Origin of the sequence: Candidatus Pelagibacter sp. Uisw_121, assembly GCF_047722545.1 — a bacterium.
Lineage (GTDB): Bacteria > Pseudomonadota > Alphaproteobacteria > Pelagibacterales > Pelagibacteraceae > Pelagibacter.
In genome coordinates, this window is sequence record NZ_CP159816.1 from 573,063 (window position 1) to 595,796 (window position 22,734).

Sequence of the window (22,734 nt, forward strand, 5' to 3'; positions counted from 1 at the left end):
GTTACTTTAAAATTAAATTTAAAAGAGGTATAAAATATTATGAGTATTGGAATTTGGCAAATAGCAATTGTAGTAATCTTAGTTGTCCTTTTATTTGGTAGAGGTAAAATTTCTAGCCTAATGGGTGATGTGGCTAAAGGTATAAAAAGTTTTAAAAAAGGTATGGCTACAGATATTAGTGATGAGTTTGAACCTGAGCCCAAAAACGTTTCAGAAAATAATCAAGACAGCAAAGACAAAGAATAAATTAAATGCCCACTATTGGCTGGTTTGAGATTTTAATAGTAGTAGCTGTTGCAATCATTGTTATTGGCCCAAAAGATTTCCCACATATGTTAAAAAAAGTTGGTTCATGGATTGGAACCACAAAAAGATATATTAGCAATATACAAAATGAGGTAGCTGACCTTGATATTAATTCTAATGAAATAGAAAAACCTATAGAAGAAAAAAAAGATAATGACAAAATCTGAAAATGAAGGTGGTTTTGTAAGCCATCTAACTGAACTTAGAAAAAGATTGATTCATTCTTTTATTTTTTTATTCATCTTTTTTATCGGATGTTATTTTTTTTCAGAACATCTCTATGGCTTTTTAGTTGAGCCTTTTGCTAAAGCGGTTAATGAAAGTGGAACTGATAGAAGATTAATTTTTACAGCTTTACAGGAAACATTTTTAACATACTTAAAGGTTTCTTTTTTTGCAGCATTCTTTGTTACTTGTCCTTATATATTGGTACAAATATGGAAATTTATTGCACCAGGGCTCTACAAGCATGAAAAAATTGCAATCGTTCCTTATCTAGTTTTAACGCCTATATTATTTTTTCTAGGAGGAATGCTTGTTTATTATTTAATAATGCCACTAGCCATAAAGTTTTTTCTCTCTTTCGAAAGCACAGGGGCCTCAACAGGATTACCCATCCAATTGGAAGCAAAAGTTAGTGAATATCTTTCACTTGTAATGAAATTAATTTTTGCATTTGGTATAAGTTTTCAGCTACCAGTTGTTCTTAGTTTGTTTGCTAGAGTTGGCATAGTTAATGCTAAGTTTCTTAGAGAAAAAAGAAAATATGTTGTTGTGATGATTTTTGCAGCAGCTGCATTATTAACACCACCTGATCCTATAACTCAAATTGGACTAGCAATACCATTATTGATTTTATATGAATTATCTATATTTTCTGTAAACATTATTGATAAGAAAAATAAAAAAAATGCATAATATAAAAGAAATTAGAAATGATATTGAGGTTTTTAAAAAAGCTTTAAATAAAAGATTCCTAGATATAGATGTCGATAAGATTTTATCATTGGATGAGAGCAATAGAGAATATATACAACAAAGAGAACTGCTTGAAAAAGAAAAAAAAGATATTTCAAAGTCTAAAGATCAGTCACTTTTTGAAAAATCTAAAAAAATTTCATCTGAAATAGATAATATTAATAAATTACAAACTAATGTTAAAAATGAATTAGAAACTATTTTATCATCAATACCAAATATACCTCATTTTGACGTTCCTACAGGTAAAGATGAAAATTCAAATATAGAAATTTCTAAATCAGGAACAATACATAATTTTACATTTAAGCCTAAATCTCATTATGAATTGGGTGAAAATTTAAACATGCTTGATTTTGATCTAGCCACAAAAACTACTGGCTCTAGGTTTGTTTTTGTAAAAGATAAATTGGCCTTGTTAGAAAGAGCTTTGTCAAATTTTATGCTTGATACACATGTTAATACTAATGGTTATGAAGAAATATCACCACCACTAATTGCAACAGATGCTACTATGTATGGTACAGGACAATTACCTAAATTTGATAATGACCAGTTTGAACTTAAATTAGACGACTCTAGTGACAGAAAATTTTTAATACCAACTGCCGAAGTTATTTTAACTAATATTGTAAAAGATCAAATTATTGATAAAAAAAAACTTCCTATGCGAATGGTTGCTTCAACTCCATGTTTTAGAAAAGAAGCAGGTAGCTATGGTAAAGATACAAAAGGTATGATTAGACAGCACCAATTTTACAAAGTTGAAATGGTGAGTATTGTTGAGGCAGATAAGTGCTTACCAGAACTTGATAGAATGACTGATTGTGCAATTAAAATTTTAGATTTACTAAAACTTCCATATAGAAAAATAGTTTTGTGTACTGGTGATATGGGGTTTAGTGCTGAAAAAACTTTTGATATTGAGGTGTGGCTTCCATCTGAGGATAAATATAGAGAAATCTCAAGTTGCTCTTCATGTGGATCATTTCAAGCAAGAAGAATGAAAGCTAGGTATAAAAATGAAAAAAAAGAAACTGTGCTTGTCGGAACCTTAAATGGCAGTGGTTTAGCGATTGGCAGAACATTAGTTGCTATATTGGAAAATTATCAACAAGAAGATGGCTCTATTATTGTACCTGAAGTTTTAAGGCCCTACATGAATAATATTGAGAAAATCAATAAGATTTAAAGTTGTTTTAATTTAATAGATGTTGTAAGTATTCACTTTAATCAAGGAGAAAAATGGATTCAGGAATAGGACAATTTATACCGCTAATTTTAATTTTTGTTATTTTTTACTTTTTTTTAATAAGACCCCAACAAAAGAAAGTTAAAGAGCATAAAGCCATGGTAGAAAACTTATCTAGAGGAGACAAGGTTGTAACATCTGCTGGTATTATTGGGACAGTTGAAAGAATTATTGATAATGATAAAGTTGAGGTGCAAATTGCTGACAACGTTAAAGTTGAAATTATCAAATCTACAGGCATCCAAGGATTACTTAACTCCCCTGAAGTAAAAAAATAACATTCAACTAAAGTGTTATACTTTTCTAAATTAAGAATTACCTTAGTTTCATTAGTATCTTTTTTTTTTATTTTTATTGCTGCATCAAATTTTCAGAACTCTGAAGATAGTTTTATTGCAAAAAGGATAAATCTAGGTTTAGATTTACAGGGTGGTTCATATCTTTTACTTGAGATTGATAATGGACCTGTTGAAATTCAAAAATTACAAAATACAACAACTATTATTAGAAATTTTTTAAAAGATAAGAAAATAACTTTTAATGATCTGAGAATAGAAAATAAAAAAATAATATTTAATGTTTCTAATGATAATGCTCAATTAGTTGAAACTTTTTTTCTTGATAAAGAAAGTGATATTAACCCTTATTATAACCAATATAAATCTCACCAGTTTGATGTAGAAATACAAAATAATGAATTTACTTTAACTCTTTCAAAGTATGGACTTATTGAAATTAAAACTTCTTCACAAGATCAAGCTATAGAAATAGTTAGAAGAAGAGTTGATGAGGTTGGTACTAATGAGCCCAATATATTAAAAAGAGGTAATAATAGAATTTTAGTTGAACTGCCAGGCTTAGATGATCCTATGCGTATAAAGTCACTTTTAGGAAAAACTGCAAACTTAACATTTAGATTTGTCACTCAAAATAATAATGACACTTTTGGAACTGAAATGCTTCAGTTTGAAGATGGAACTAACGAAGCAATGGTTAGTAAAAGAATAATCTTAAATGGTGAGAATTTACTGGATGCTCAACCACAAATGAACAATCAAACAAACGAAACAGTAGTATCATTTACTCTTGATAGAGTGGGGGCTAAAAGATTTGGTAAAGCAACTAGTACTGGTGTTGGCAAGCAATTGGCTATCGTTTTGGATGGTAAAATTGTAAGTGCTCCAGTAATTAGAGATACTATAGCAAGTGGAAATGGACAGATCAGTGGAAATTTTACGTTCCAATCAGCAACAGACTTGGCTCTACTATTAAGATCGGGAGCATTGCCAGCTCCACTTAATATAATTGAAGAAAGAACAGTAGGACCTGACCTTGGTCAAGACTTAATTAATGCTGGAGTTATTGCTCTTATGATTGGTTTTTTATTAGTTATAATTTTTATGTTTTTTAAATACAAAATATTTGGTCTAATTGCTAATATAACACTCCTAATCAACTTATTCTTTTTAGTTGGTATTTTAACTTTATTTGAAGCAACATTAACTCTTCCTGGAATAGCAGGTATCATTTTAACAGTAGGTATGGCAGTTGACGCTAATGTATTAATTTTTGAAAGAATTAAAGAAGAATGCAAGAAAGAAAAAAATAATATAATAGCTTTTGATACAGGTTATGTGAAATCAAAAACTGCAATTATAGATGCAAATATAACCACATTAATTGCAGCTGTAATCTTATTCTTTATGGGCTCCGGACCTGTTAAAGGCTTCTCTGTGACTTTAGCTGTGGGAATTTTTACTACGCTGTTTTCAGTTTATTTTATTGCAAGAATGCTTACTGGTCTTTACGTGGTAAGAAATAAAGAAAAAACTAACCTAATATAAATGATTAATTTTAATAAATTTTATAAACTATTTAATCTTATCTCTTTAAGTCTAGTCGTTGCATCTGTTCTATTGTTATTTTTTAAAGGACTTAATTTTGGTGTAGATTTTAAAGGTGGGACCTTAATAGAACTTAGGTCTAATGATAAAAATATTAATGTCACTTCTTTAAGGCAATCTTTTAATAAAATGAATTTAGGAGATTTTAATGTTAAAAAATTTGGTAATGAAAATGATTTTTTAATTAAGATAGAGAAAAAAGATACAAGTGCAAACGCTATTGAGGTTATTAAAAAAAATTTAACATCTTCTTTGGGGGGCTCTTTTAATTTCAGAAGAGTTGAAAATGTAGGTCCAAAAGTTAGCTCTGAATTATTAAAGTCTGGTATTATTGCAATTGCATTATCTCTAGCTGCAATGTTATTTTACATATGGATAAGATTTGAATGGCAATTTAGTTTAGGTGCTATTTTAGCCTTATTCCACGATGTCATTATAACACTAGGTCTTTTCTCGTTATTCAGTCTAGAAATAAATCTATCAATAGTTGCCGCTGTTTTAACTATAGTTGGTTATTCAATGAACGATACTGTTGTTATTTATGACAGAGTTAGGGAAAATTTAAGAAAGTTTTCTGATATCAAGATTTATGAACTTACAAATATCTCAATCAATGAAACTCTATCCAGAACTATAATTACATCAGCCACAACATTGCTTGCTTTAGTTTCAATTTATTTATTTGGTGGGGAAATATTAAAAGGTTTTTCTTTAGCCATGATAATGGGTGTTATATTTGGAACCTATTCTTCAATTTATATAGCTAACCCAATACTTGTAAAACTTAGAGTCTCACAAAAAACAATCCTAAAAGAAGATACAGAATAAATTTAATAAAGGTTTTGAGCTGCTACCATTGAAAGTAACATTGGTATCGATAAAAGAGTATTTGTTCTTGAAAACAACATTGCTGTTCTTGCTGATTTTGCTTTAATATCAGGTTCACACTCAACAATGCCTAAAGCTCTTTTTTGATTTGGCCAAATTATGAACCAAACATTATAAGCCATATATAAACCAAGCCACATCCCAATACCTATAGCTGTATTTTTTCCACCACCACCTAATGTCATAGCATTGTGTAAATAACCATTTAGATAAGCTAAAATTAATCCTGACAGAACAGTCAGTAATGCAGCATATCTAAAATAAAACAATGCAGCTGGAGCAATAACTTTACCTATGGCAGGTTTTTGCTCATCAGGGATTTTAGGCATGTTTGGAATTTGAACAAAGTTAAAATACCAAAGTAGACCAATCCACATGATAGCAACCGTTACATGAATCAATCTTGTTAACCAACTCCAAAAAATTGTATCAAAATCAAAACCACCATTACCATAAAATAATCCTAGAAATAGAATTATAGCTAAAGCTAATGATGCATGAATTGTTTTTGGTAGAGATGATAGTAAATTACTCATAATTAAGAATCACTTATACACTAATTGTTTAAATCTTTAACTTCTTTTTAAATTTTTCTTCGAGCATAGGTTTTAAGAATTCACCAGTATAACTACCTTTTATTTTGATAATATCCTCAGGTTTACCCTCTGCGATAATATTACCACCTTTGACACCACCTTCAGGTCCCATATCGACAATATAGTCTGCTGTTTTAATTACATCTAGATTATGTTCAATAACAACAACTGTATTTCCTAGAGCTACAAATGTATGAAGTATTTCTAGTAGTTTTTTAATATCATGTTGATGAAGACCCGTTGTTGGTTCATCTAATATGTACATGGTTCTTCCTGTAGATCTTTTTGATAATTCCTTAGCTAATTTAATACGTTGAGCTTCACCACCAGATAGTGTTGTTGCCTGCTGTCCAATCTTTATATACCCAAGGCCTACTTTTTTTAGTGTTAATAGTTTTGTTTTAATATTTGAAATATTTTCAAAATACTCACATCCCTCGTCTACAGACATATCCAATACATCAGCAATACTTTTATCTTTAAATTTTATCTCAAGAGTTTCTCTATTGTACCTGGTTCCCTTGCATTCATCACACTGGATATAAACATCAGGTAAGAAGTGCATCTCGTATGTAATTACACCATCACCTTCACAAGCTTCACATCTTCCACCTTTAACATTAAAAGAAAATCTGCCCGGCTTGTATCCTCTTGTTTTTGATTCTGGTAATGCAGTAAACCAATCTCTAATGGGACCGAAAGCTCCTGTATAAGTTGCTGGGTTTGATCTAGGTGTTCTTCCAATAGGAGACTGATCTATATCAATTATTTTATCTATGAGCTCAACACCCTTATAACTCTTAAACTCTTTAGGGACTTTTCTAGCTTTGTTATTCAAGGTTAAATTTAATGCATGATATAATGTTTGTAATATTAATGTTGATTTACCACTACCTGAAACACCAGTTACGCAAGTAAAACTTCCTGTTGGAATTTTAAGATTAACATTGTTCAAGTTATTTCCACTAGCACCACTAATTTCAACAAATCTTCCATTTTTTGCAAGTCTTCTAGTTCTTGGAATTTCTATATATTTCTTATGAGATAGGTATTGACCAGTGATACTATTTTTATTTTTAAGTATCTCGTTGTAAGTGCCTTGTGCAATTATTTCACCACCATTAGTTCCGGCTTCTGGACCCATATCTATTATATGATCTGCATTCTCCATAGTTTCAGTGTCATGTTCGACAACGATAACTGTGTTACCTAAATCTCTTAGTCTTTTTAATGCATTTATTAATTTAACATTATCTTTTTGATGCAATCCGATAGAAGGTTCATCCAGCACATACAGTACACCAGTTAATCCAGAACCAATTTGTGAAGCAAGTCTTATTCTTTGAGCCTCACCTCCAGAAAGAGTTCCTGACTCTCTCGATAATGTTAAATATTCAAGCCCAACATTTAAAAGGAACGTTAGTCTTTCATTAATTTCTTTTAAAATATGTTCTGCTATCTTAAATTGTCGTTTATCAAGGTTTTGCTCTAGACCTTTAAACCAATTAGCAGCATCTAAAATAGATTTTTTAGTTACTTCGCTTATATTCTGATTATCAATTTTAACACATAAAGCTTCTTCTTTTAATCTATTACCGTTACATCCTTCACAGGCAGAATCAGATTGGTATTCAGCTATCGCTTCTCTTTTCCATTCACTATCAGATTCAAGAAATCTTCTTTCAAGATTATTTATTACACCTTCAAAAGTTTTTTTATGAGAATATTTTTCATAACCATCGTCATAAACAAACTTAATTTCTTCTTCATCCGATCCAAACAATATTACATCTCTAAATTTTTTCGGAAGTTTTTTCCATCTTTCATCTAAAGAAAATCCATAATGTTTAGCAATAGAGGCCAAGGTTTGAGCATAATATAGTGTTGTTGATTTAGCCCAGGGTTCTATAGCACCATCTGCTATACTTTTTTTCTCATCAGGAACTACTAAATTTGGATCTACATTCAATTTAATACCTATACCTTCACATTCTGCGCACGCTCCGTACGGACTATTAAAAGAAAAAAGTCTTGGTTCAATCTCTTCAATTGTAAAACCACTTTCCGGACAGGCAAATTTTGTAGAATAAATTAATTTTTCAATTTTTCTAAATTTTTGTGGCAATGTTTCATCTTCATACTCAACAAATACCAATCCATTTGATAAATTTACAGCTGTCTCAATACTTTCAGCAAGTCTATTACCAAGATTGGAATTTAAAACAATTCTATCAATTAAAACAGATATATCATGCTTGAGTTTTTTATCTAATTCAGGAGCTTTATCTATGTCATAAAGAACCTCATCAATTTTAATTTTTCTAAAACCTCTTCTTTTATAGCTTAAAATATCTTTTCTATACTCACCCTTACGACCTCTGACCACAGGAGCAAAAATATAAATAGTAGATTTTTTTGGTAATTTTCTTATTAAATCAACAATCTGTGTAATTGTTTGTGATGTAATTGGCTTTCCTGTGAATGGTGAATAGGGAACACCAGCCCTTGCATACAACACCCTCATATAGTCATAAATTTCAGTAACTGTTGCAACAGTTGACCTTGGATTTTTAGATGTATTTTTTTGCTCTATGGCTATTGCAGGACTTAATCCCTCGATGAGATCAACATTTGGTTTTTTCATTTTATCCAAAAATTGACGAGCATAAGCTGATAAACTTTCAACATATCTTCTTTGACCTTCTGCATAGACAGTGTCAAATGCTAGTGAGGATTTTCCTGAACCAGAAAGACCAGTAATTACAACAAATTGATCTTTGGGTATTTCTACAGAAACATTCTTTAAATTATGCTCCTTTGCACCCTTGATAACTATCTTTTTGATCATAATTTTAGTTGCTTTAAATTAATAAAATTAATATTGAGTTTATATTGTGATATAAAATTAATTAAATAAATAAACACTTATAAAATATTATGGCTGGAAGTTTAAATAAAGTATTATTAATTGGGCGATTAGGCGCAGACCCAGAAATCAAACAAATGTCGAATGGCAAAAGTCTTGCTACCTTAAGTTTGGCTACTAGCCAATCTTGGAAAGATAAAGCAACTGGCGAAAAAAAAGAAAAAACAGAATGGCACCGAATAGTTGTATTCAATGATGGGTTAGTAAATGTTGTTCAACAATATTTGAAAAAAGGTGCTCAAATTTATGTTGAGGGACAGATAACGACTAGAAAATGGAAAGATGAACAATCTGGTCAAGACAAGTATTCAACTGAAATTGTAATTCAAGGATACAATTCTTCACTTACTATGTTGGGTGGTGGAAACACTGGCGGTGGTGGTATTCAAAATGATAATTCACAAGCTGTTGCTAGCAATCCTGATGATAGCCCCCAAGCCCCTAATGATATGGATGACGAAATTCCATTTTAGTTTCTATGAAAGACACAGAAATAACTAAAGACAAAAATATTAAACTTATCTCTATGCATGATGAGATGAGCTCATCGTATTTGTCATATGCCATGAGTGTAATTGTGAGTAGGGCTCTTCCTGATATTAGAGATGGACTTAAACCAGTTCATAGAAGAATATTATTTGCCATGTATAAAGGTGGCTATGATTGGTCAAAACAATTTAGAAAATCTGCAAGAATAGTTGGGGATGTTATTGGTAAATATCACCCCCATGGAGATCAATCTGTTTATGACGCTCTTGTCAGAATGGTTCAAGATTTTTCTATGAGTTTACCTCTTGTTCAAGGCCAAGGTAACTTCGGATCTATTGACGGAGATCCAGCTGCGGCTATGAGATATACGGAAACAAGATTAGCTAAAGTTTCTCAATACTTAATTGACGATATAGAAAAAAATACTGTTGATTATAAAAGTAATTACGATGAAACTGAAAAAGAACCAACAGTTTTACCTGCTCAATATCCTAATTTACTAGTAAACGGTGCAGGTGGTATTGCTGTGGGAATGGCTACAAGCATTCCTCCACATAATTTAGGTGAAATTATAGATGGAACATTAGCTTTAATTGAAAATAAAGATGTTAAAATTAAAGAGTTAATGAAACATATACCAGGTCCTGATTTTCCAACAGGTGGTGTCATCATTGGAAAAGAAATTATTAAAGCTGGATATAATGTGGGTCGTGGGTCATTTAAAATTAGAGGTGAAATTAGTGTTGAAGCACAAAAAAATGGTAGAGAGAGACTAGTTATTACATCTGTACCGTATCAAGTAAATAAATCAGTTTTAAATGAGAGAATTGCCCAACTTGTTAGAGAGAAAAAAATAGAAGGAATAAAAGATATTAGAGACGAATCTAACAGAGAAGGGATTAGAGTTGCTATTGATTTAAGAAATGGTGTTGAACCTGAAACTATTAAAAGATTACTTTATAAAAATACATCTATAGAAAGCTCTTTTGGCTTTAACACTTTAGCTATTGTTGACGGCAAACCTAAAATTTGTAATTTAAAAGAATTTTTATCAAATTTCCTAACATTCCGTGAAGATGTAGTAATCAAAAAAACTAAGTTTGATTTAAAAAAAGCTGAAGACAGAGCTCACATCCTTATTGGATTATCAGTATCTGTTGAGAACTTAGATAAGATTATAAAAATTATACGGTCTTCAAAAACTCCTGATGACGCTAAAAAATCATTATTAGGCACTAAGTGGAAAATTAATAAATCTTTAAAGTTAATTTCACTTGTGGAAGATAAGAAGGGAAAAAATTTATACTCATTATCTGATCCTCAAGTAATTGCCATTTTAGAACTTAGACTTCAAAAACTTACTGCTCTAGGTATTAATGAAATAGAAGTTGAAATTAAAAAATTAGCTGAACTAATCAAGGGATATAAGAAAATAATTAATTCTAAAAAAGAACTTTTAAAAGTAATAAGTGAAGAGCTTAAAATTATTAAAGAAAAGTTTGCTGTACCACGAAGAACTAAAATTATAGATGCTATTTTAAACTATGATATTGAAGAGACTATTCAAAAAGAGTCGGTTATTATTACGGTTACACTACAGGGTTATATTAAAAGAGGAGCATTAAGTAGCGTTAAACAACAAAAAAGAGGTGGCAAAGGCAAATCTGGGATTACAACGAGAGATGAAGATTCTGTGGTTCAAACTTTATCAGTAAACACTCACACTTCTGTTCTTTTCTTTTCAACAGAAGGACTCGTCTACAAAATTAAAGCTTGGAAGATACCTGAGGGATCAACTACATCAAAAGGTAAATCTCTATTCAATATCTTACCTTTAAAAAATCATCAATCTATCAGTTCAATAATGCCATTTCCTGATGATGAAAGTGATATGAAAAATCTTCAAATTGTTTTTGCAACTGCAAAAGGTAAGGTTAGAAAAAACAGTCTAGAAGATTTTTCTTCCATTAATTCAGCTGGAAAAATTGCAATAAAATTAGACCCAAATGATAAAATTGTAGGTGTTGAAATTTGTAAAGATGATCAAGATGTAATGTTAAGTACAAAAAATGGTAAATGCATTAGATTTGAATCAAAAAAACTAAGAATATTTAAGGGTAGATCCTCTAAAGGTATAAAGGGTATAGAGTTATCACCTAATGACGAAATCGTTTCTCTTTCAATAGCAAATAAAGAAAAAGTAAAAAAAGATTCTAATTCTGAAGAAAGATTTGTTTTATCCATTACTGAAAATGGATTTGGTAAAAAAACTTTAAACAAAGAATATAGAGTTACCAATAGAGGTGGGAAAGGTATAATTGGAATAGTTAACTCACCTAGAAATGGTAGCATATGCTCATCTTTTCCAGTTATTGAAGGGGATGATGTAATGATTTCAACAAACAAAGGAAGAGTAATTAGAGTTGCTGTTAAAGAAATCAGAACAGCAGGAAGAAATACTCAAGGTGTAAGAATTATCAAATTATCTGGTGATGAAAAAGTTGTTTCAGCAATAAAAATTGATGATAACTTGGAGTAATGAAAAAAGTTGCTGTATATCCTGGAACATTTGACCCAATTACCTTTGGTCATATTGACGTTATTAAAAAAGCTTTAAAATTATTTGATAAAATAATTATTGCTGTTTCTGATGGCACTAATAAAAATTATCTCTTCAATTCACTTGAAAGAATACAGTTAATTAAAAAAGCTCTATTTGTTGATTTAGAGTTTGATAAAAAAAAAATTGAAGTTATTTCATTTACATCATTGACAACGGATTTGTGTAAAAAATACAAATCTAATATTATTTTAAGAGGCCTAAGAGCTGTCTCTGATTTTGAATATGAATTTCAATTAGCTGGAATGAATAGAAAATTAAATAACAATATTGAAACAATTTTTTTAATGTCTGATGTTGAAAATCAAATTATTTCATCAAGATTTGTTAAAGAAATAGTGAGACTAAAAGGTGATATCAAAAAATTTACTACAAAAAGTACAATAAAGTCTTTAAAAGAGAAATATGAATAAATTTATAACAAAATTTTTAATTTTATTTTTTATACAAACCAATAATATAATCGCAGAGGAGAATATAATGATTTTAAAACTTAAAGATGGAGATATTAAGATAGAGCTTTTTGAAGATGTGGCACCTAACCACGTTAAAAGAATTAAACAATTAGCAAAAGACGGTAAATACGATGGTGTTGTATTTCACAGAGTAATTGATGGTTTTATGGCTCAAACGGGTGACGTACAGTTTGGTAACTCTTCTAATGATCAATTTGATTTAAAAAGAGCGGGCATGGGTGGTTCTGATTTACCAGATCTTAATGAAGAATTCAGCGACTTGCCTCATGAAAGAGGAACATTATCTATGGCTAGATCACAAGATCCAAACAGTGCTAATAGTCAATTCTTTATTTGCTTCAAAGAAGCATCATTCCTAGATAGACAATACACTGTTTTTGGTAAAGTTATTGAAGGGATGGAGATAGTCGATAAAATTAAAAGAGGTGATCAAAATAATAACGGTTCTGTTTCTAACCCAGATAAAATTATCAGCTTTAAATAGAGTTAATACATATTTTAATGGCATTAAAAAATTTCAAATTTAATGTCATTGAAAATGATAAGTTTGCCAGAGCTGGTATTATTGAAACTCATAGAGGTAACATTCAAACACCTGCCTTCATGCCTGTTGGTACTCAAGCAACCGTAAAAGCTTGCCTTATTGACGATGTTATTAAAACAGGTTCTGAAATAATTTTATCTAACACCTATCACTTAATGATTAGACCAGGTGTGGAAAGGATAATTTCTGCAGGAGGACTTCATAAATTTATGAATTGTAAGCTTCCCATACTTACAGATTCTGGTGGATTTCAAGTTATGTCTCTTTCAAAATTAAACAAAGTAGACAGAGAGAAAGGTGCAATATTTAACTCTCATGTAGATGGTAAAAAATTTATATTAAGCCCCGAAGAAAGCATTAGAGTTCAAAAAGGGTTAGGCTCAGATATTGTTATGATCATGGATGAGTGTCCCAAAAAAACTACCGATTATGATGTAATAAATAAATCTATGGAACTATCCATATATTGGGCTGAAAGATCTAAAATAGCTTTTGGTTCAAACCCACATAAAGCTTTATTTGGAATAGTCCAGGGTGGATTATTTAAAGATTTAAGAATTAAATCTCTTAATGAGTTAATCAAAATTAGTTTTGATGGATATGCCATTGGGGGACTTGCTGTAGGAGAAAGTCAAAATGAAATGTTTAGCGTACTAGATGATTTAAAAAATATTATGCCTAATGATAAACCTAGATATCTAATGGGTGTAGGAACCCCAGCTGATATTCTGGGGGCTGTTAAAAGAGGTGTTGATATGTTTGACTGTGTAATGCCTACGAGATCTGGAAGAACCGGTTTAGCTTTTACTTGGAAAGGTCGTATAAATATTAAAAATAATAAATTTAAAAATGACAATAAGCCTCTTGATCCTAGTTGTTCAAATTTAAATCTTAACAAGTATTCAAAAAACTATCTAAATCATCTATTTAATACGAATGAAATCTTAGGTTCTACACTTTTAACCTTACATAACATTAACTTTTATCAAGAATTAATGTCTTCTATTAGAGAAAATATTAAAAAAGGTACATTTGATAAATTTCATGATGAATACATTGATAAGTTGTAATTTAAATATTTGCAATTTTTGATGTTATGGAATAAATAATTGTCTTTTGGTAATAAAAATTATTAAAGTTTGATATTTTTTTATTGTTTAAATTTTTAAGTGTAAAGAAATTTAAAAATTTTAAAAAAGACTTCACCAAAAGTTTTTTTTTAGAATTAAATAAAAAAAAACATTTATCTCAATTTTACTAATTTCTATGTGGGCCCTTAGCTCAGTTGGTAGAGCAATTCCCTTTTAAGGAATGGGTCGATGGTTCAAGTCCATCAGGGCTCACCACTAAATAAATCTTTAACTTATTGTTATAGGTGGATAATCAAGGATTACACTGTTCTCCCATTCTGTAAGATCCTTTATTCTTTTAGAAGAAGAGGGATGAGTGTTCATAAATTGAGGTGGCTCTTTTCCTTTGTTTGCTTCTTTCATTCTTTCCCATAATTTTTTAGTTTCTCTAATATCATACCCTGATAATGAAGCAAAAATCATGCCTAAATAATCAGCTTCACTTTCCTGTGTTCTAGAAAAGGGATTCATTATTCCTATTTGTGAAAGCAAACCAACTGTATTCATTCCTGTTACTCTATTCACTTGTGATAACTTCCCACCAGTAAATATATCTATAAGTTGTGTGCTTGTATTTAATAAAACTCCTCTACTAGCTCTTTCAACCGAGTGTTTTGCTACAGCATGTGCTATCTCATGTCCCATCACAGAAGCTAAACCATTTATATTTTTAGTTACATCTAGAATACCAGTATAAATTGCGATTTTACCACCTGGCATGCACCATGCATTTTTAATTTTCTTATTATCAATTAATATATATTCCCAATCAAAGTTTATAGTTGGGTCATTTAATCCAGCTTGATAAAAATATTCAGATATAGCATTTTCCATTCGTTTACCAATATCTTTAATCTCATTTAATGTTTTAATATCATTACTCATTTTTTCTTTTTCCTTAACTTTCTCATAGATTTGAGCAGCTTGCGCATTTAATTTACTTTCAGGTATAATTTTAAATTGTCTCCGATCAGTTATTGGTGTTGTAGAGCAAGCATTAATCATTAGACCAGAGCAACCACATCCTACTAAATTTAAAAATTTTCTTCTGTCCATTTTTATAAAATTTTGATATTTAACAAATATTAACATATATGAATTTAAACAACAAAATATTAATAACACTTTTTATTATTGCAATTTCTTTTGTAATTTATTCAAGCTATAACTAAGCTATTTATGACTACTAAGAAAAAAAAATCATTTGCTTTAAAATTAAGGAACTACTTCTTTACTGGTGTAATTGTTTTAATTCCAATTGGATTTACTCTTTATCTGAGCAAATTCTTAATTAATTTTTCAACAAAATTAGTTCCCTCTGGTTTAAACCCTAATACTTATCTTCCATACGCGATTCCTGGTATTGAAATAATTTTAACAATTATTTTTATTACAGTTGTTGGAGGCCTTTCTTTAACCTTTATAGGTAAAAAATTTTTACAATTAATTGATGATTTATTTAAAAGAATGCCGATACTGAGAACCATTTATTCAGCTATTGGACAAATGACAGACTCTTTTAGAGAACAAGAGGGTAACAGAAAAAGTGTTGTGTTAGTTGAGTATCCAAGAAAAGGCTCGTGGGCTGTAGGTTTTGCCACTAAAGAAAACACAGGTGAAATTAAAGCTAAAACAAATATTAACTTAGTTAATGTTTTTGTTCCAACCACACCCAATCCAACAAGTGGCTTTCTATTAATGATACCAAAAGATGATTTGATCTATTTAGATATGACATTTGAAGAAGCATCGAAATTTATAGTTTCAGCAGGAACCTCTAAGCCTAAGAGCTAAACCATATCATTAATTATATCTGCTTGATCATATAATTTTAGTAATGCTTTATATTTTTTAATATCAATATTTTCTAATTCTATTTTTTTGATCTGTTTTTCTGCCATTAGAAATAAATCTTCATTTTGAATGGGATCTGCTAACCTAAAATTTTTAATACCACTTTGTTTAAAGCCAAGTAAATCACCAAAACCTCTTAACTTCATGTCTTCTTCAGAAATTTCAAAACCATCATTAGAGTTTTTTAAAATATTAATTCTTTTTTTAGCATTAACACTTAAATTTGACTTAAACATCAATATACAGCTAGCTTGTTTTGTTCCACGTCCAACTCTTCCTCTTAATTGATGTAGCTGTGATAATCCAAATTTGTTAGCATTTTCTATTATGATTACATTGGCATTAGGAAAATCAATACCAACTTCTATAATTGTTGTTGAAACTAAAATTGAATATTTTTTGTTTAAAAATTTATTCAATATTTCTTCTTTTTCTTCATTATCAATTTTTCCATGAAGTAAGGCAACTTTATTTGGGAAAATTTCATTAAGAAATTTGTATTTCGTAATTGATGATTGGTGATCTAATTTCTTTGATTCCTCTATCAAAGGACATACCCAGAAGATTTGGTTTCCTTCTTTTATTTCCTTTTTCACAAAATTAATAACATCATCTATTTTGTTTTCCAATTTACTGTAAGTTTTAACTTCTTTTCTATTACTTGGTTTTTCCTTAATAATAGAAACATCCATATCACCATAAACTGACATGGTTAGAGTTCTTGGAATCGGTGTTGCTGACATTAAAAGAACATCACAATTATCGCCACCTTTATCTGATAATAGTTTTCTTTGCCTAACTCCAAATTTATGTTGCTCATCAATTATAATATAACCAAGGTTTGCGAAAATTATTTTTTTTTGAAAAATTGCATGTGTACCAAATACCATTTGAATTTCATTATTTTCTAATCCTTTAACAATTCTTTTTTTTTCACTATTTTCACTTTTACTCGAAAGTAATTCAAACTTTATATTTTTAGGGAATAATTCTTTTGCTAAACTATAATGTTGTCTAGCTAATATTTCAGTAGGGGCCATTAATGCAACTTGGAAACCTGAAGTAACGACACTTAAAGAGGAAATTAATGCAACAATAGTTTTGCCACTTCCAACGTCACCTTGCAAAAGTCTAAACATTTTACTTTTAGAATTTAGGTCTTTATTGATATCATTTAATGAAATTTTTTGATCACTAGTAAGAGTAAAATCTAATTTACTAATTATATTATTATGTGCATTTCCAGAAAAATTTTTAGAAACTTTTTTAATCTTTTTAATTTTTTTTCTAATTTCTGAATTAACTAAAAATGACGCGAGTATTTCATCATAAGCAAGCCTTTTATAAAAATCAGATTTAAAATTTTCAATATTTTTTGGATCATGCAATTTTATTATAGATTCATTCCAGCTTTCATTGTTAAAAGTTTTTAGTATGTCTTTGTCATGCCACTCAGTTAAAATAGGTAAGTTTTTTAAAATTTGATTAATAATTTTATTGTAAGTTTTTTCAGTAATTCCTTCTGTTAATGAGTACTTATTATCGATGTTCTCAATTAATGAACTGTCTTGTGAAATATATGTGGGGTTTGTTATTTGATATCGTCCTTTATAATTACTTATTTTACCACTAATTGTTATTTCTTCATTTATCGGTAAAATTTTTCTCACATATCCTTCATGGCTATTAAAAAATATACAATCAATCGTTCCAGTTTCATCAATACAATTAACTCTATTTGGTAAGTTTCTAACTCTTGGAAATTGATATTTTAATGGAACAATTCTGATAGTTTGAATAACACCTATTTGAAGATCACAAATTTTACTAACTAAAGTTCTGTCTGTAAAAGATTTAGGCAATCGCCATAGCAAATCAAAAATGTTATTCACTTTTTTTTTTTTAAGATTTCCATAGTTTTTTTACCTACACCATTTAATTTGGTGAGATCTGCCAATAAATAATCATAATTATTCTTATTTTTCATGTTAAGTCTAATATAATAAATTTTATGATCATTAATATAAAGGATTTAAAAAATAAGATAATTTATAGAGCCAACTATCGAGGTACTAAAGAAATGGATAAGTTATTAGGTTCATTTACTAAAAAATATATTGATCAATTTAATGAACAAGAGCTAAATTTTTTATGTGATTTGTTAGATTGTGACGATGAAAATCTTTATAAATTTAATCAAGGTCAAGATTTAACAATTCAAATTAAGTTAAATAAAGTTTCAGAGTTGTTTAAAAATTATAATTATGCTGGTGAATAGTGGCGGAGAGACTGAGATTCGAACTCAGGAAAGAGTTGCCCCTTTGCCGGTTTTCAAGACCGGTGCATTCAACCGCTCTGCCATCTCTCCGTTAGCAACGTTTTATTATTATAAATTTTTAATTCAACAATAAAATTGATAAATTAAACATATAATCGTTAATAGGTATAAATTTATTACTGTGGAAAAGAGAAAATTCAATACAGGTATAGGATTAACTGCACTAGGATCTTTTTGGTGGGGTGTTATTGGTGTTATTTACTTCAAGTATATTTCATTTGCTGGGTCAATAGAAGTTGTAATACATCGTTGTGTATGGACATCTGTATTTTTGATAATAACTACTTTTTATTTTTCTAAATGGAATATATTTTTTGAAATTATACAAAATAAAAAAAATATAATTTATTTATTTTTTTCAAGTTTGTTAATTTTTATAAATTGGGCAACTTGGATTTACGCTCTAGGTACAGAAAAAATTATTGATGCAAGCTTTGGCTATTTTATTATGCCAATCTTAAGTGTTTTCTTGGGATATATTTTTTATGGTGAAAAAATAAATAAAAGAAGAGGTCTTTCCATACTTCTTGTTTTGTTGTCTATATTATTTCTTTTATTTAAAAGTTTTCATTCAATTCCTTGGGTTGGAATAATTGTTGCTATAAGCTGGGGTTTTTATAATCTTCTTAGAAAAAAAGTAAACGTTGATACTGATGTTGGCCTTCTAATTGAAAGTCTTTTTATATTACCATTTGCATTATTTGTATTTTTTTTACTTTTTAAAAATAATTTAAATATCTATAGTTTTAACGATCCTTCATTAATGTTTATATTAATGTTAGCTGGGCCAATGACTGTTATACCTCTATTTCTATATGTAAGAGGTGTTGAGTTGTGTGGTCTTGGACCCACTGGAATGATTTTCTATATAACTCCAACATTTCAGTTTTTGTTAGGTTTTTTTTATTATGATGAAGCTTTTTCTTTAGATAAATCATTAAGTTTCATTTTAATATGGATTGCTGTAATTATTTATTTAAAAGATTTATATGAAAATAATTAAATATTTTATAATAATATTTTTTACAATTATCCACGAAACACCAAATGCTAATGAAAAAGAATTTGATGAGTGGTTGGTAGATTTCAAAGTTTATGCTTTAGAAAAAAAAATTTCTGAGAAAACATTCAATCTAGCAATGTCTGATGTTGTGTTTTTACCTAAGGTAATAAAATATGACCGTTTTCAACCTGAGTTCTATGAAGATACTAAAACTTATATTTCTAAGAGAACTTCTAAACAAAAAGTAGGTACGGGCACTAAACTTTATGAATCAAATAAAGATTTCATAAATTCTATAGATAATAAATTTTCAGTCGAGAAAGAGTTACTTTTAGCATTAATGGGAATAGAGACTAATTTTGGAACTTATGTAGGGAAAATGGATATATTGTCATCACTTGCAACTTTAAGTTATGATAAACGAAGATCTGATTTTTTTACAAAAGAGTTAATCATAATTCTCCAGTTAATAGATGCGGGAAAGATAGACCATAATATTCTATATGGTTCATGGGCAGGAGCCTTTGGTTTTTTTCAATTTATGCCGTCCACAATGAACAACTATGCAATAGACTACGATAAAAATAATATTATTGAACTTAAATCAACTAAAGATTCGTTTGCTTCTGCAGCTAACTATATAAATAAAATTGGTTGGAAAAAAAACCAACCTTGTTTCATAAAAGTGAAGTTAAAAGAAAATATACCTAAAAATATATTGAATACTTCTGCAAAAAAACTTCACAACAAAAATAAATTTAAGAAATTAAAAAAATATTTAATTAAAGAAGATAGCCTTAATTCTTTTGATGAAAACTTAATTGGGTCAATAATTACACCAGACAAAGATATTATACCGGAAGCTCAAAATTTAGATCCAGCCTACATAGTTTTTGAAAATTATGAAAAAATACTACAATGGAATAGATCTTTAAGATTTGGTCTGGCTGTATGCACTTTAAAAGAAAAATTTGAAAATGCTTTATAAAAAACTATTAATTATATGCTGCTACATTTTATTAAATAGCTGTACGACAACTATTCTGACCAAAAATAAAAGCTCTAATTCATTGGATAATCCATTTATAAATAAAGGGTTTAGCCTTATTTATAATGATAACTATTATGATAATAAAATTATTTCAAAAAAAATTGATAATCGTAGTCTGTTTATTTTTCAAAAAAATTTAAAGAAAAATACAATTGTTAAGATTACTAATATTTTAAACAATAAATCAATTATAGGAACTGTTGGTATTAATGCGGATTATCCTTCTTTTAATAATGCAGTTTTATCAATGAGAATAGCAGAAGAAATTGATTTGAATGAAGATGAACCTTATGTTGAAATTTTTGAGGTATTAGAAAACTCCGTATTCATAGCAAAAAGAGCAAAAATGTTTGAAGAAGAAAAAAAAGTTGCCAGTAAGGCTCCAGTTAATAATATTAATATTAGTGATCTTGGCACTAAAGAAACAAACCCTGATAAAGAAATAGATAAAAAATTTTCTTATAAATTAAAAATAGCGGATTTTTATTTCAAAGAAACAGCTTTATTACTTGTAGATAGAATCATTAAAGAGACTTTGATTAAAGATGTTAAAATCAAAAAAATTAATGAGAAAAGATATAGAGTATACGTAGGTCCTTTTAACAACATTAACTCTCTACAAAAATCATTTAATGATATAAACATACTTGAATTTGAGAATATCGAAATTTTAAAAAATGATTAGAATAAAACTATTAACAATTTTATTAATATACTTACTGACAGTTAACTCTAATGCTGCATTTGATATAAAAGCTAGAACGGCAATATTACAAGACTATCTTTCGGGTGAAGTTTTATATGAAAAAGATGCTGATAAGTCTATTTACCCTGCTTCAATGACAAAAATTATGACTGCAATTATTGCATTTGACTTAATAAGAAGTGGTGACTTAAATTTAGATGAAAAATTTTTGATTTCTGAAAATGCTTGGAGACTTTCTTCTGCTGGTTATTCTTCTATGTTTATAATGGTTGGCGATGAAGTTAGTGTAGAAAATTTACTAAAGGGAATAATTATTGCGTCTGGTAATGATGCCTGTATCGCACTTGCAGAGGGTATAGCTGGTTCGGAAGATGAATTTGCTATCATGATGACAGCTAAGGCCAAAGAAATAGGAATGGATAATACCAATTTTGCTAACTCATCTGGGATCAATAATCCTCAAAACGTATCTACTGTGAGAGACATTATGCTTATGTCAAATTATCTTATTAAAGAATTTCCTGAAGAGTATAAGTATTTTGCAGAAAAGGAATTTACATGGGATAGAACAGGCGGTGATCCAATTACCCAAGGTAATAGAAATCCCTTATTATACAAAAGTCTTAAAGCTGACGGGATTAAAACTGGCTATCTAGCGGTTGAAAAGTATTCACTGGCCTCTTCTGTATATAGAAATGGAAGACGGTTAATTGCTGTGGGTAGCGGCTTCAACACTAAGAATGATAGATCTCGTGAAAGTGCTAAACTTCTAACTTGGGGCTTAACAAATTTTGACTTAGTGGAAATTGCAAAAGCAAACTTACCTATAGATGAGCTAAATGTTTGGCTTGGGAAAAAAGATACTGTTAAAACTTATCTAAAAAATGACATTTATAAAACCGTTGCTAAATCTAAAAAAAAACTCTTAAAAGTTTCGTTAAATTATAAGGGCCCAATACAAGCACCTATTAAAAAAGATGCTCTATTGGGAAAATTAAAGTTAACCTATGACGGTGACTTAGTTGAGGAATATGATTTACTTGCTCACGAAGACGTTAAAAGATTAAATGTTTTTTCAAGGCTAGTGAAATCTATTAATTTTTTAATTTGGGGCGATGTCTAAAAAGCCTATTATTGTATTTGAGGGCATAGAGGGTACCGGTAAATCTCACCATATTAAAAATGTTGCTAATTACTTTATAAAAAAAAAAATTAAATTTATTCAAATTAGGGAACCTGGCGGCAGTATAAATTCAGAAAAAATAAGAAACCTTATACTTAATAATAAGTCTACTTTTAATAAAGAGACTGATTTACTTCTTTATCTATCAGCAAGAAGTGAAAATATAGAAATTATTAGAAAAAATCTGGGTAAGAAAATTATATTAATAGATAGATTTATAGACTCAACTATAGCTTACCAGCATTATGGAATGGGTGTAAACCTCAAGTTTATACAAAATATAAATAATTATATTTTAAAAAATATTAAAATTGATTTTACTTTTTTAAATACAGTTAATTTAACAAATATGAAAAAAAGACTTAGACTAAGAAAAAAACTTAACAGATATGATAAATTTAACAGTAAGTTTTATGAAAAAGTACAAAATGGTTTTATAAAGATATTAAAAAAAAAATCCCAAAAAATATATTAGAATAGATTCAAATCT

At 29.1% G+C, this 22,734-nt stretch carries 23 protein-coding genes and 2 tRNA genes; 20 read left to right on the plus strand and 5 right to left on the minus strand.

What is annotated here, in order from left to right; genetic code table 11:
* The first annotated feature begins 39 nt into the window (after window positions 1-39).
* Genes tatA through secF form a run of 7 tightly spaced genes read left to right on the plus strand, consistent with a single transcriptional unit; the run spans window position 40 to window position 5,268 of the window.
* Window positions 40-246 (plus strand): twin-arginine translocase TatA/TatE family subunit, encoded by a 207-nt coding sequence (gene tatA / locus ABXT52_RS02985; protein ID WP_415272396.1) that lies wholly within the window; start codon window positions 40-42, stop codon window positions 244-246.
* Between the two features lie 5 nt (window positions 247-251).
* The gene (tatB, locus tag ABXT52_RS02990; protein ID WP_415272397.1) at window positions 252-473 is read left to right on the plus strand and encodes a Sec-independent protein translocase protein TatB; all 222 of its coding nucleotides are present in this window, start codon (window positions 252-254) and stop codon (window positions 471-473) included.
* The gene (tatC, locus tag ABXT52_RS02995; RefSeq protein ID WP_415272398.1) at window positions 460-1,224 is read left to right on the plus strand and encodes a twin-arginine translocase subunit TatC; all 765 of its coding nucleotides are present in this window, start codon (window positions 460-462) and stop codon (window positions 1,222-1,224) included. Before tatB ends, tatC begins: the two co-directional genes overlap by 14 nt.
* Window positions 1,217-2,476: a serine--tRNA ligase gene (gene serS / locus ABXT52_RS03000; RefSeq protein WP_415272399.1), complete on the plus strand. Its 1,260-nt coding sequence runs from the start codon at window positions 1,217-1,219 to the stop codon at window positions 2,474-2,476. The genes tatC and serS overlap by 8 nt, the downstream gene beginning before the upstream one ends.
* A gap of 53 nt (window positions 2,477-2,529) precedes the next feature.
* Window positions 2,530-2,814 carry a preprotein translocase subunit YajC gene (gene yajC / locus ABXT52_RS03005; RefSeq protein WP_271482606.1) on the plus strand — a complete coding sequence of 95 codons (285 nt, stop codon included), beginning with the start codon at window positions 2,530-2,532 and terminating at the stop codon, window positions 2,812-2,814.
* 12 nt (window positions 2,815-2,826) lie between these two features.
* Window positions 2,827-4,380, plus strand: a complete 1,554-nt coding sequence (gene secD / locus ABXT52_RS03010; protein ID WP_415272400.1) for a protein translocase subunit SecD — start codon at window positions 2,827-2,829, stop codon at window positions 4,378-4,380.
* Window positions 4,381-5,268: a protein translocase subunit SecF gene (gene secF / locus ABXT52_RS03015; RefSeq protein WP_415272401.1), complete on the plus strand. Its 888-nt coding sequence runs from the start codon at window positions 4,381-4,383 to the stop codon at window positions 5,266-5,268.
* A gap of 2 nt (window positions 5,269-5,270) precedes the next feature.
* On the opposite strand, the gene ABXT52_RS03020 is transcribed toward secF, so the two are convergent.
* Both ABXT52_RS03020 and uvrA read right to left on the minus strand, forming a co-directional pair.
* The gene (locus ABXT52_RS03020; RefSeq protein ID WP_415272402.1) at window positions 5,271-5,864 is read right to left on the minus strand and encodes a urate hydroxylase PuuD; all 594 of its coding nucleotides are present in this window, start codon (window positions 5,862-5,864) and stop codon (window positions 5,271-5,273) included.
* Between the two features lie 28 nt (window positions 5,865-5,892).
* Entirely contained in the window at window positions 5,893-8,772 is a 2,880-nt protein-coding gene (gene uvrA / locus ABXT52_RS03025; protein ID WP_415272403.1) for an excinuclease ABC subunit UvrA, read from the minus strand.
* 89 nt (window positions 8,773-8,861) lie between these two features.
* Between uvrA and ssb the strand changes: the two genes are divergently transcribed.
* From ssb to ABXT52_RS03055, 6 genes are all read left to right on the plus strand, one after another.
* Window positions 8,862-9,323, plus strand: coding sequence for a single-stranded DNA-binding protein (ssb, locus tag ABXT52_RS03030; protein WP_415272404.1), 462 nt, complete (start codon window positions 8,862-8,864; stop codon window positions 9,321-9,323).
* Between the two features lie 5 nt (window positions 9,324-9,328).
* Complete coding sequence (gene gyrA / locus ABXT52_RS03035; protein ID WP_415272405.1) at window positions 9,329-11,878, plus strand: DNA gyrase subunit A; 2,550 nt, start codon at window positions 9,329-9,331, stop codon at window positions 11,876-11,878.
* Window positions 11,878-12,372 (plus strand): pantetheine-phosphate adenylyltransferase, encoded by a 495-nt coding sequence (gene coaD / locus ABXT52_RS03040; protein WP_415272406.1) that lies wholly within the window; start codon window positions 11,878-11,880, stop codon window positions 12,370-12,372. The genes gyrA and coaD overlap by 1 nt, the downstream gene beginning before the upstream one ends.
* Window positions 12,365-12,919 (plus strand): peptidylprolyl isomerase, encoded by a 555-nt coding sequence (locus ABXT52_RS03045; protein WP_415272407.1) that lies wholly within the window; start codon window positions 12,365-12,367, stop codon window positions 12,917-12,919. Before coaD ends, ABXT52_RS03045 begins: the two co-directional genes overlap by 8 nt.
* Before the next feature lie 17 nt (window positions 12,920-12,936).
* Window positions 12,937-14,049, plus strand: a complete 1,113-nt coding sequence (gene tgt, locus ABXT52_RS03050; RefSeq protein WP_415272408.1) for a tRNA guanosine(34) transglycosylase Tgt — start codon at window positions 12,937-12,939, stop codon at window positions 14,047-14,049.
* 200 nt (window positions 14,050-14,249) lie between these two features.
* Window positions 14,250-14,325: transfer RNA gene (locus ABXT52_RS03055), tRNA-Lys, on the plus strand.
* 12 nt (window positions 14,326-14,337) lie between these two features.
* Here the strand turns inward: ABXT52_RS03055 and ABXT52_RS03060 are convergent.
* The gene (locus ABXT52_RS03060) at window positions 14,338-15,165 is read right to left on the minus strand and encodes a M48 family metallopeptidase (RefSeq protein WP_415272409.1); all 828 of its coding nucleotides are present in this window, start codon (window positions 15,163-15,165) and stop codon (window positions 14,338-14,340) included.
* Between the two features lie 123 nt (window positions 15,166-15,288).
* Between ABXT52_RS03060 and ABXT52_RS03065 the strand changes: the two genes are divergently transcribed.
* Window positions 15,289-15,903, plus strand: coding sequence for a DUF502 domain-containing protein (locus tag ABXT52_RS03065; RefSeq protein ID WP_415272410.1), 615 nt, complete (start codon window positions 15,289-15,291; stop codon window positions 15,901-15,903).
* Here ABXT52_RS03065 and ABXT52_RS03070 read toward each other — a convergent pair.
* Entirely contained in the window at window positions 15,900-17,855 is a 1,956-nt protein-coding gene (locus ABXT52_RS03070; protein ID WP_415272411.1) for an ATP-dependent DNA helicase RecG, read from the minus strand. The genes ABXT52_RS03065 and ABXT52_RS03070 overlap by 4 nt on opposite strands.
* A gap of 119 nt (window positions 17,856-17,974) precedes the next feature.
* Here ABXT52_RS03070 and ABXT52_RS03075 point away from each other — a divergent pair, with 119 nt between their 5' ends.
* Window positions 17,975-18,241 (plus strand): succinate dehydrogenase assembly factor 2, encoded by a 267-nt coding sequence (locus ABXT52_RS03075; protein WP_415272412.1) that lies wholly within the window; start codon window positions 17,975-17,977, stop codon window positions 18,239-18,241.
* Here the strand turns inward: ABXT52_RS03075 and ABXT52_RS03080 are convergent.
* Window positions 18,242-18,331, minus strand: a tRNA-Ser gene (locus tag ABXT52_RS03080).
* 91 nt (window positions 18,332-18,422) lie between these two features.
* On the opposite strand from ABXT52_RS03080, the gene rarD reads away from it, so the two are divergent.
* From rarD to tmk, 5 genes are read left to right on the plus strand one after another with little or no spacing between them, the layout of a single operon-like run.
* Window positions 18,423-19,304 (plus strand): EamA family transporter RarD, encoded by an 882-nt coding sequence (rarD, locus tag ABXT52_RS03085; RefSeq protein WP_415272413.1) that lies wholly within the window; start codon window positions 18,423-18,425, stop codon window positions 19,302-19,304.
* Entirely contained in the window at window positions 19,291-20,292 is a 1,002-nt protein-coding gene (locus tag ABXT52_RS03090; RefSeq protein WP_415272414.1) for a lytic murein transglycosylase, read from the plus strand. The genes rarD and ABXT52_RS03090 overlap by 14 nt, the downstream gene beginning before the upstream one ends.
* Window positions 20,282-21,040: a hypothetical protein gene (locus ABXT52_RS03095; protein WP_415272415.1), complete on the plus strand. Its 759-nt coding sequence runs from the start codon at window positions 20,282-20,284 to the stop codon at window positions 21,038-21,040. Before ABXT52_RS03090 ends, ABXT52_RS03095 begins: the two co-directional genes overlap by 11 nt.
* Window positions 21,033-22,184, plus strand: coding sequence for a D-alanyl-D-alanine carboxypeptidase family protein (locus ABXT52_RS03100; RefSeq protein WP_415272416.1), 1,152 nt, complete (start codon window positions 21,033-21,035; stop codon window positions 22,182-22,184). The genes ABXT52_RS03095 and ABXT52_RS03100 overlap by 8 nt, the downstream gene beginning before the upstream one ends.
* Entirely contained in the window at window positions 22,177-22,719 is a 543-nt protein-coding gene (gene tmk / locus ABXT52_RS03105) for a dTMP kinase (RefSeq protein WP_415272417.1), read from the plus strand. Before ABXT52_RS03100 ends, tmk begins: the two co-directional genes overlap by 8 nt.
* Window positions 22,720-22,734: the final 15 nt, after the last annotated feature.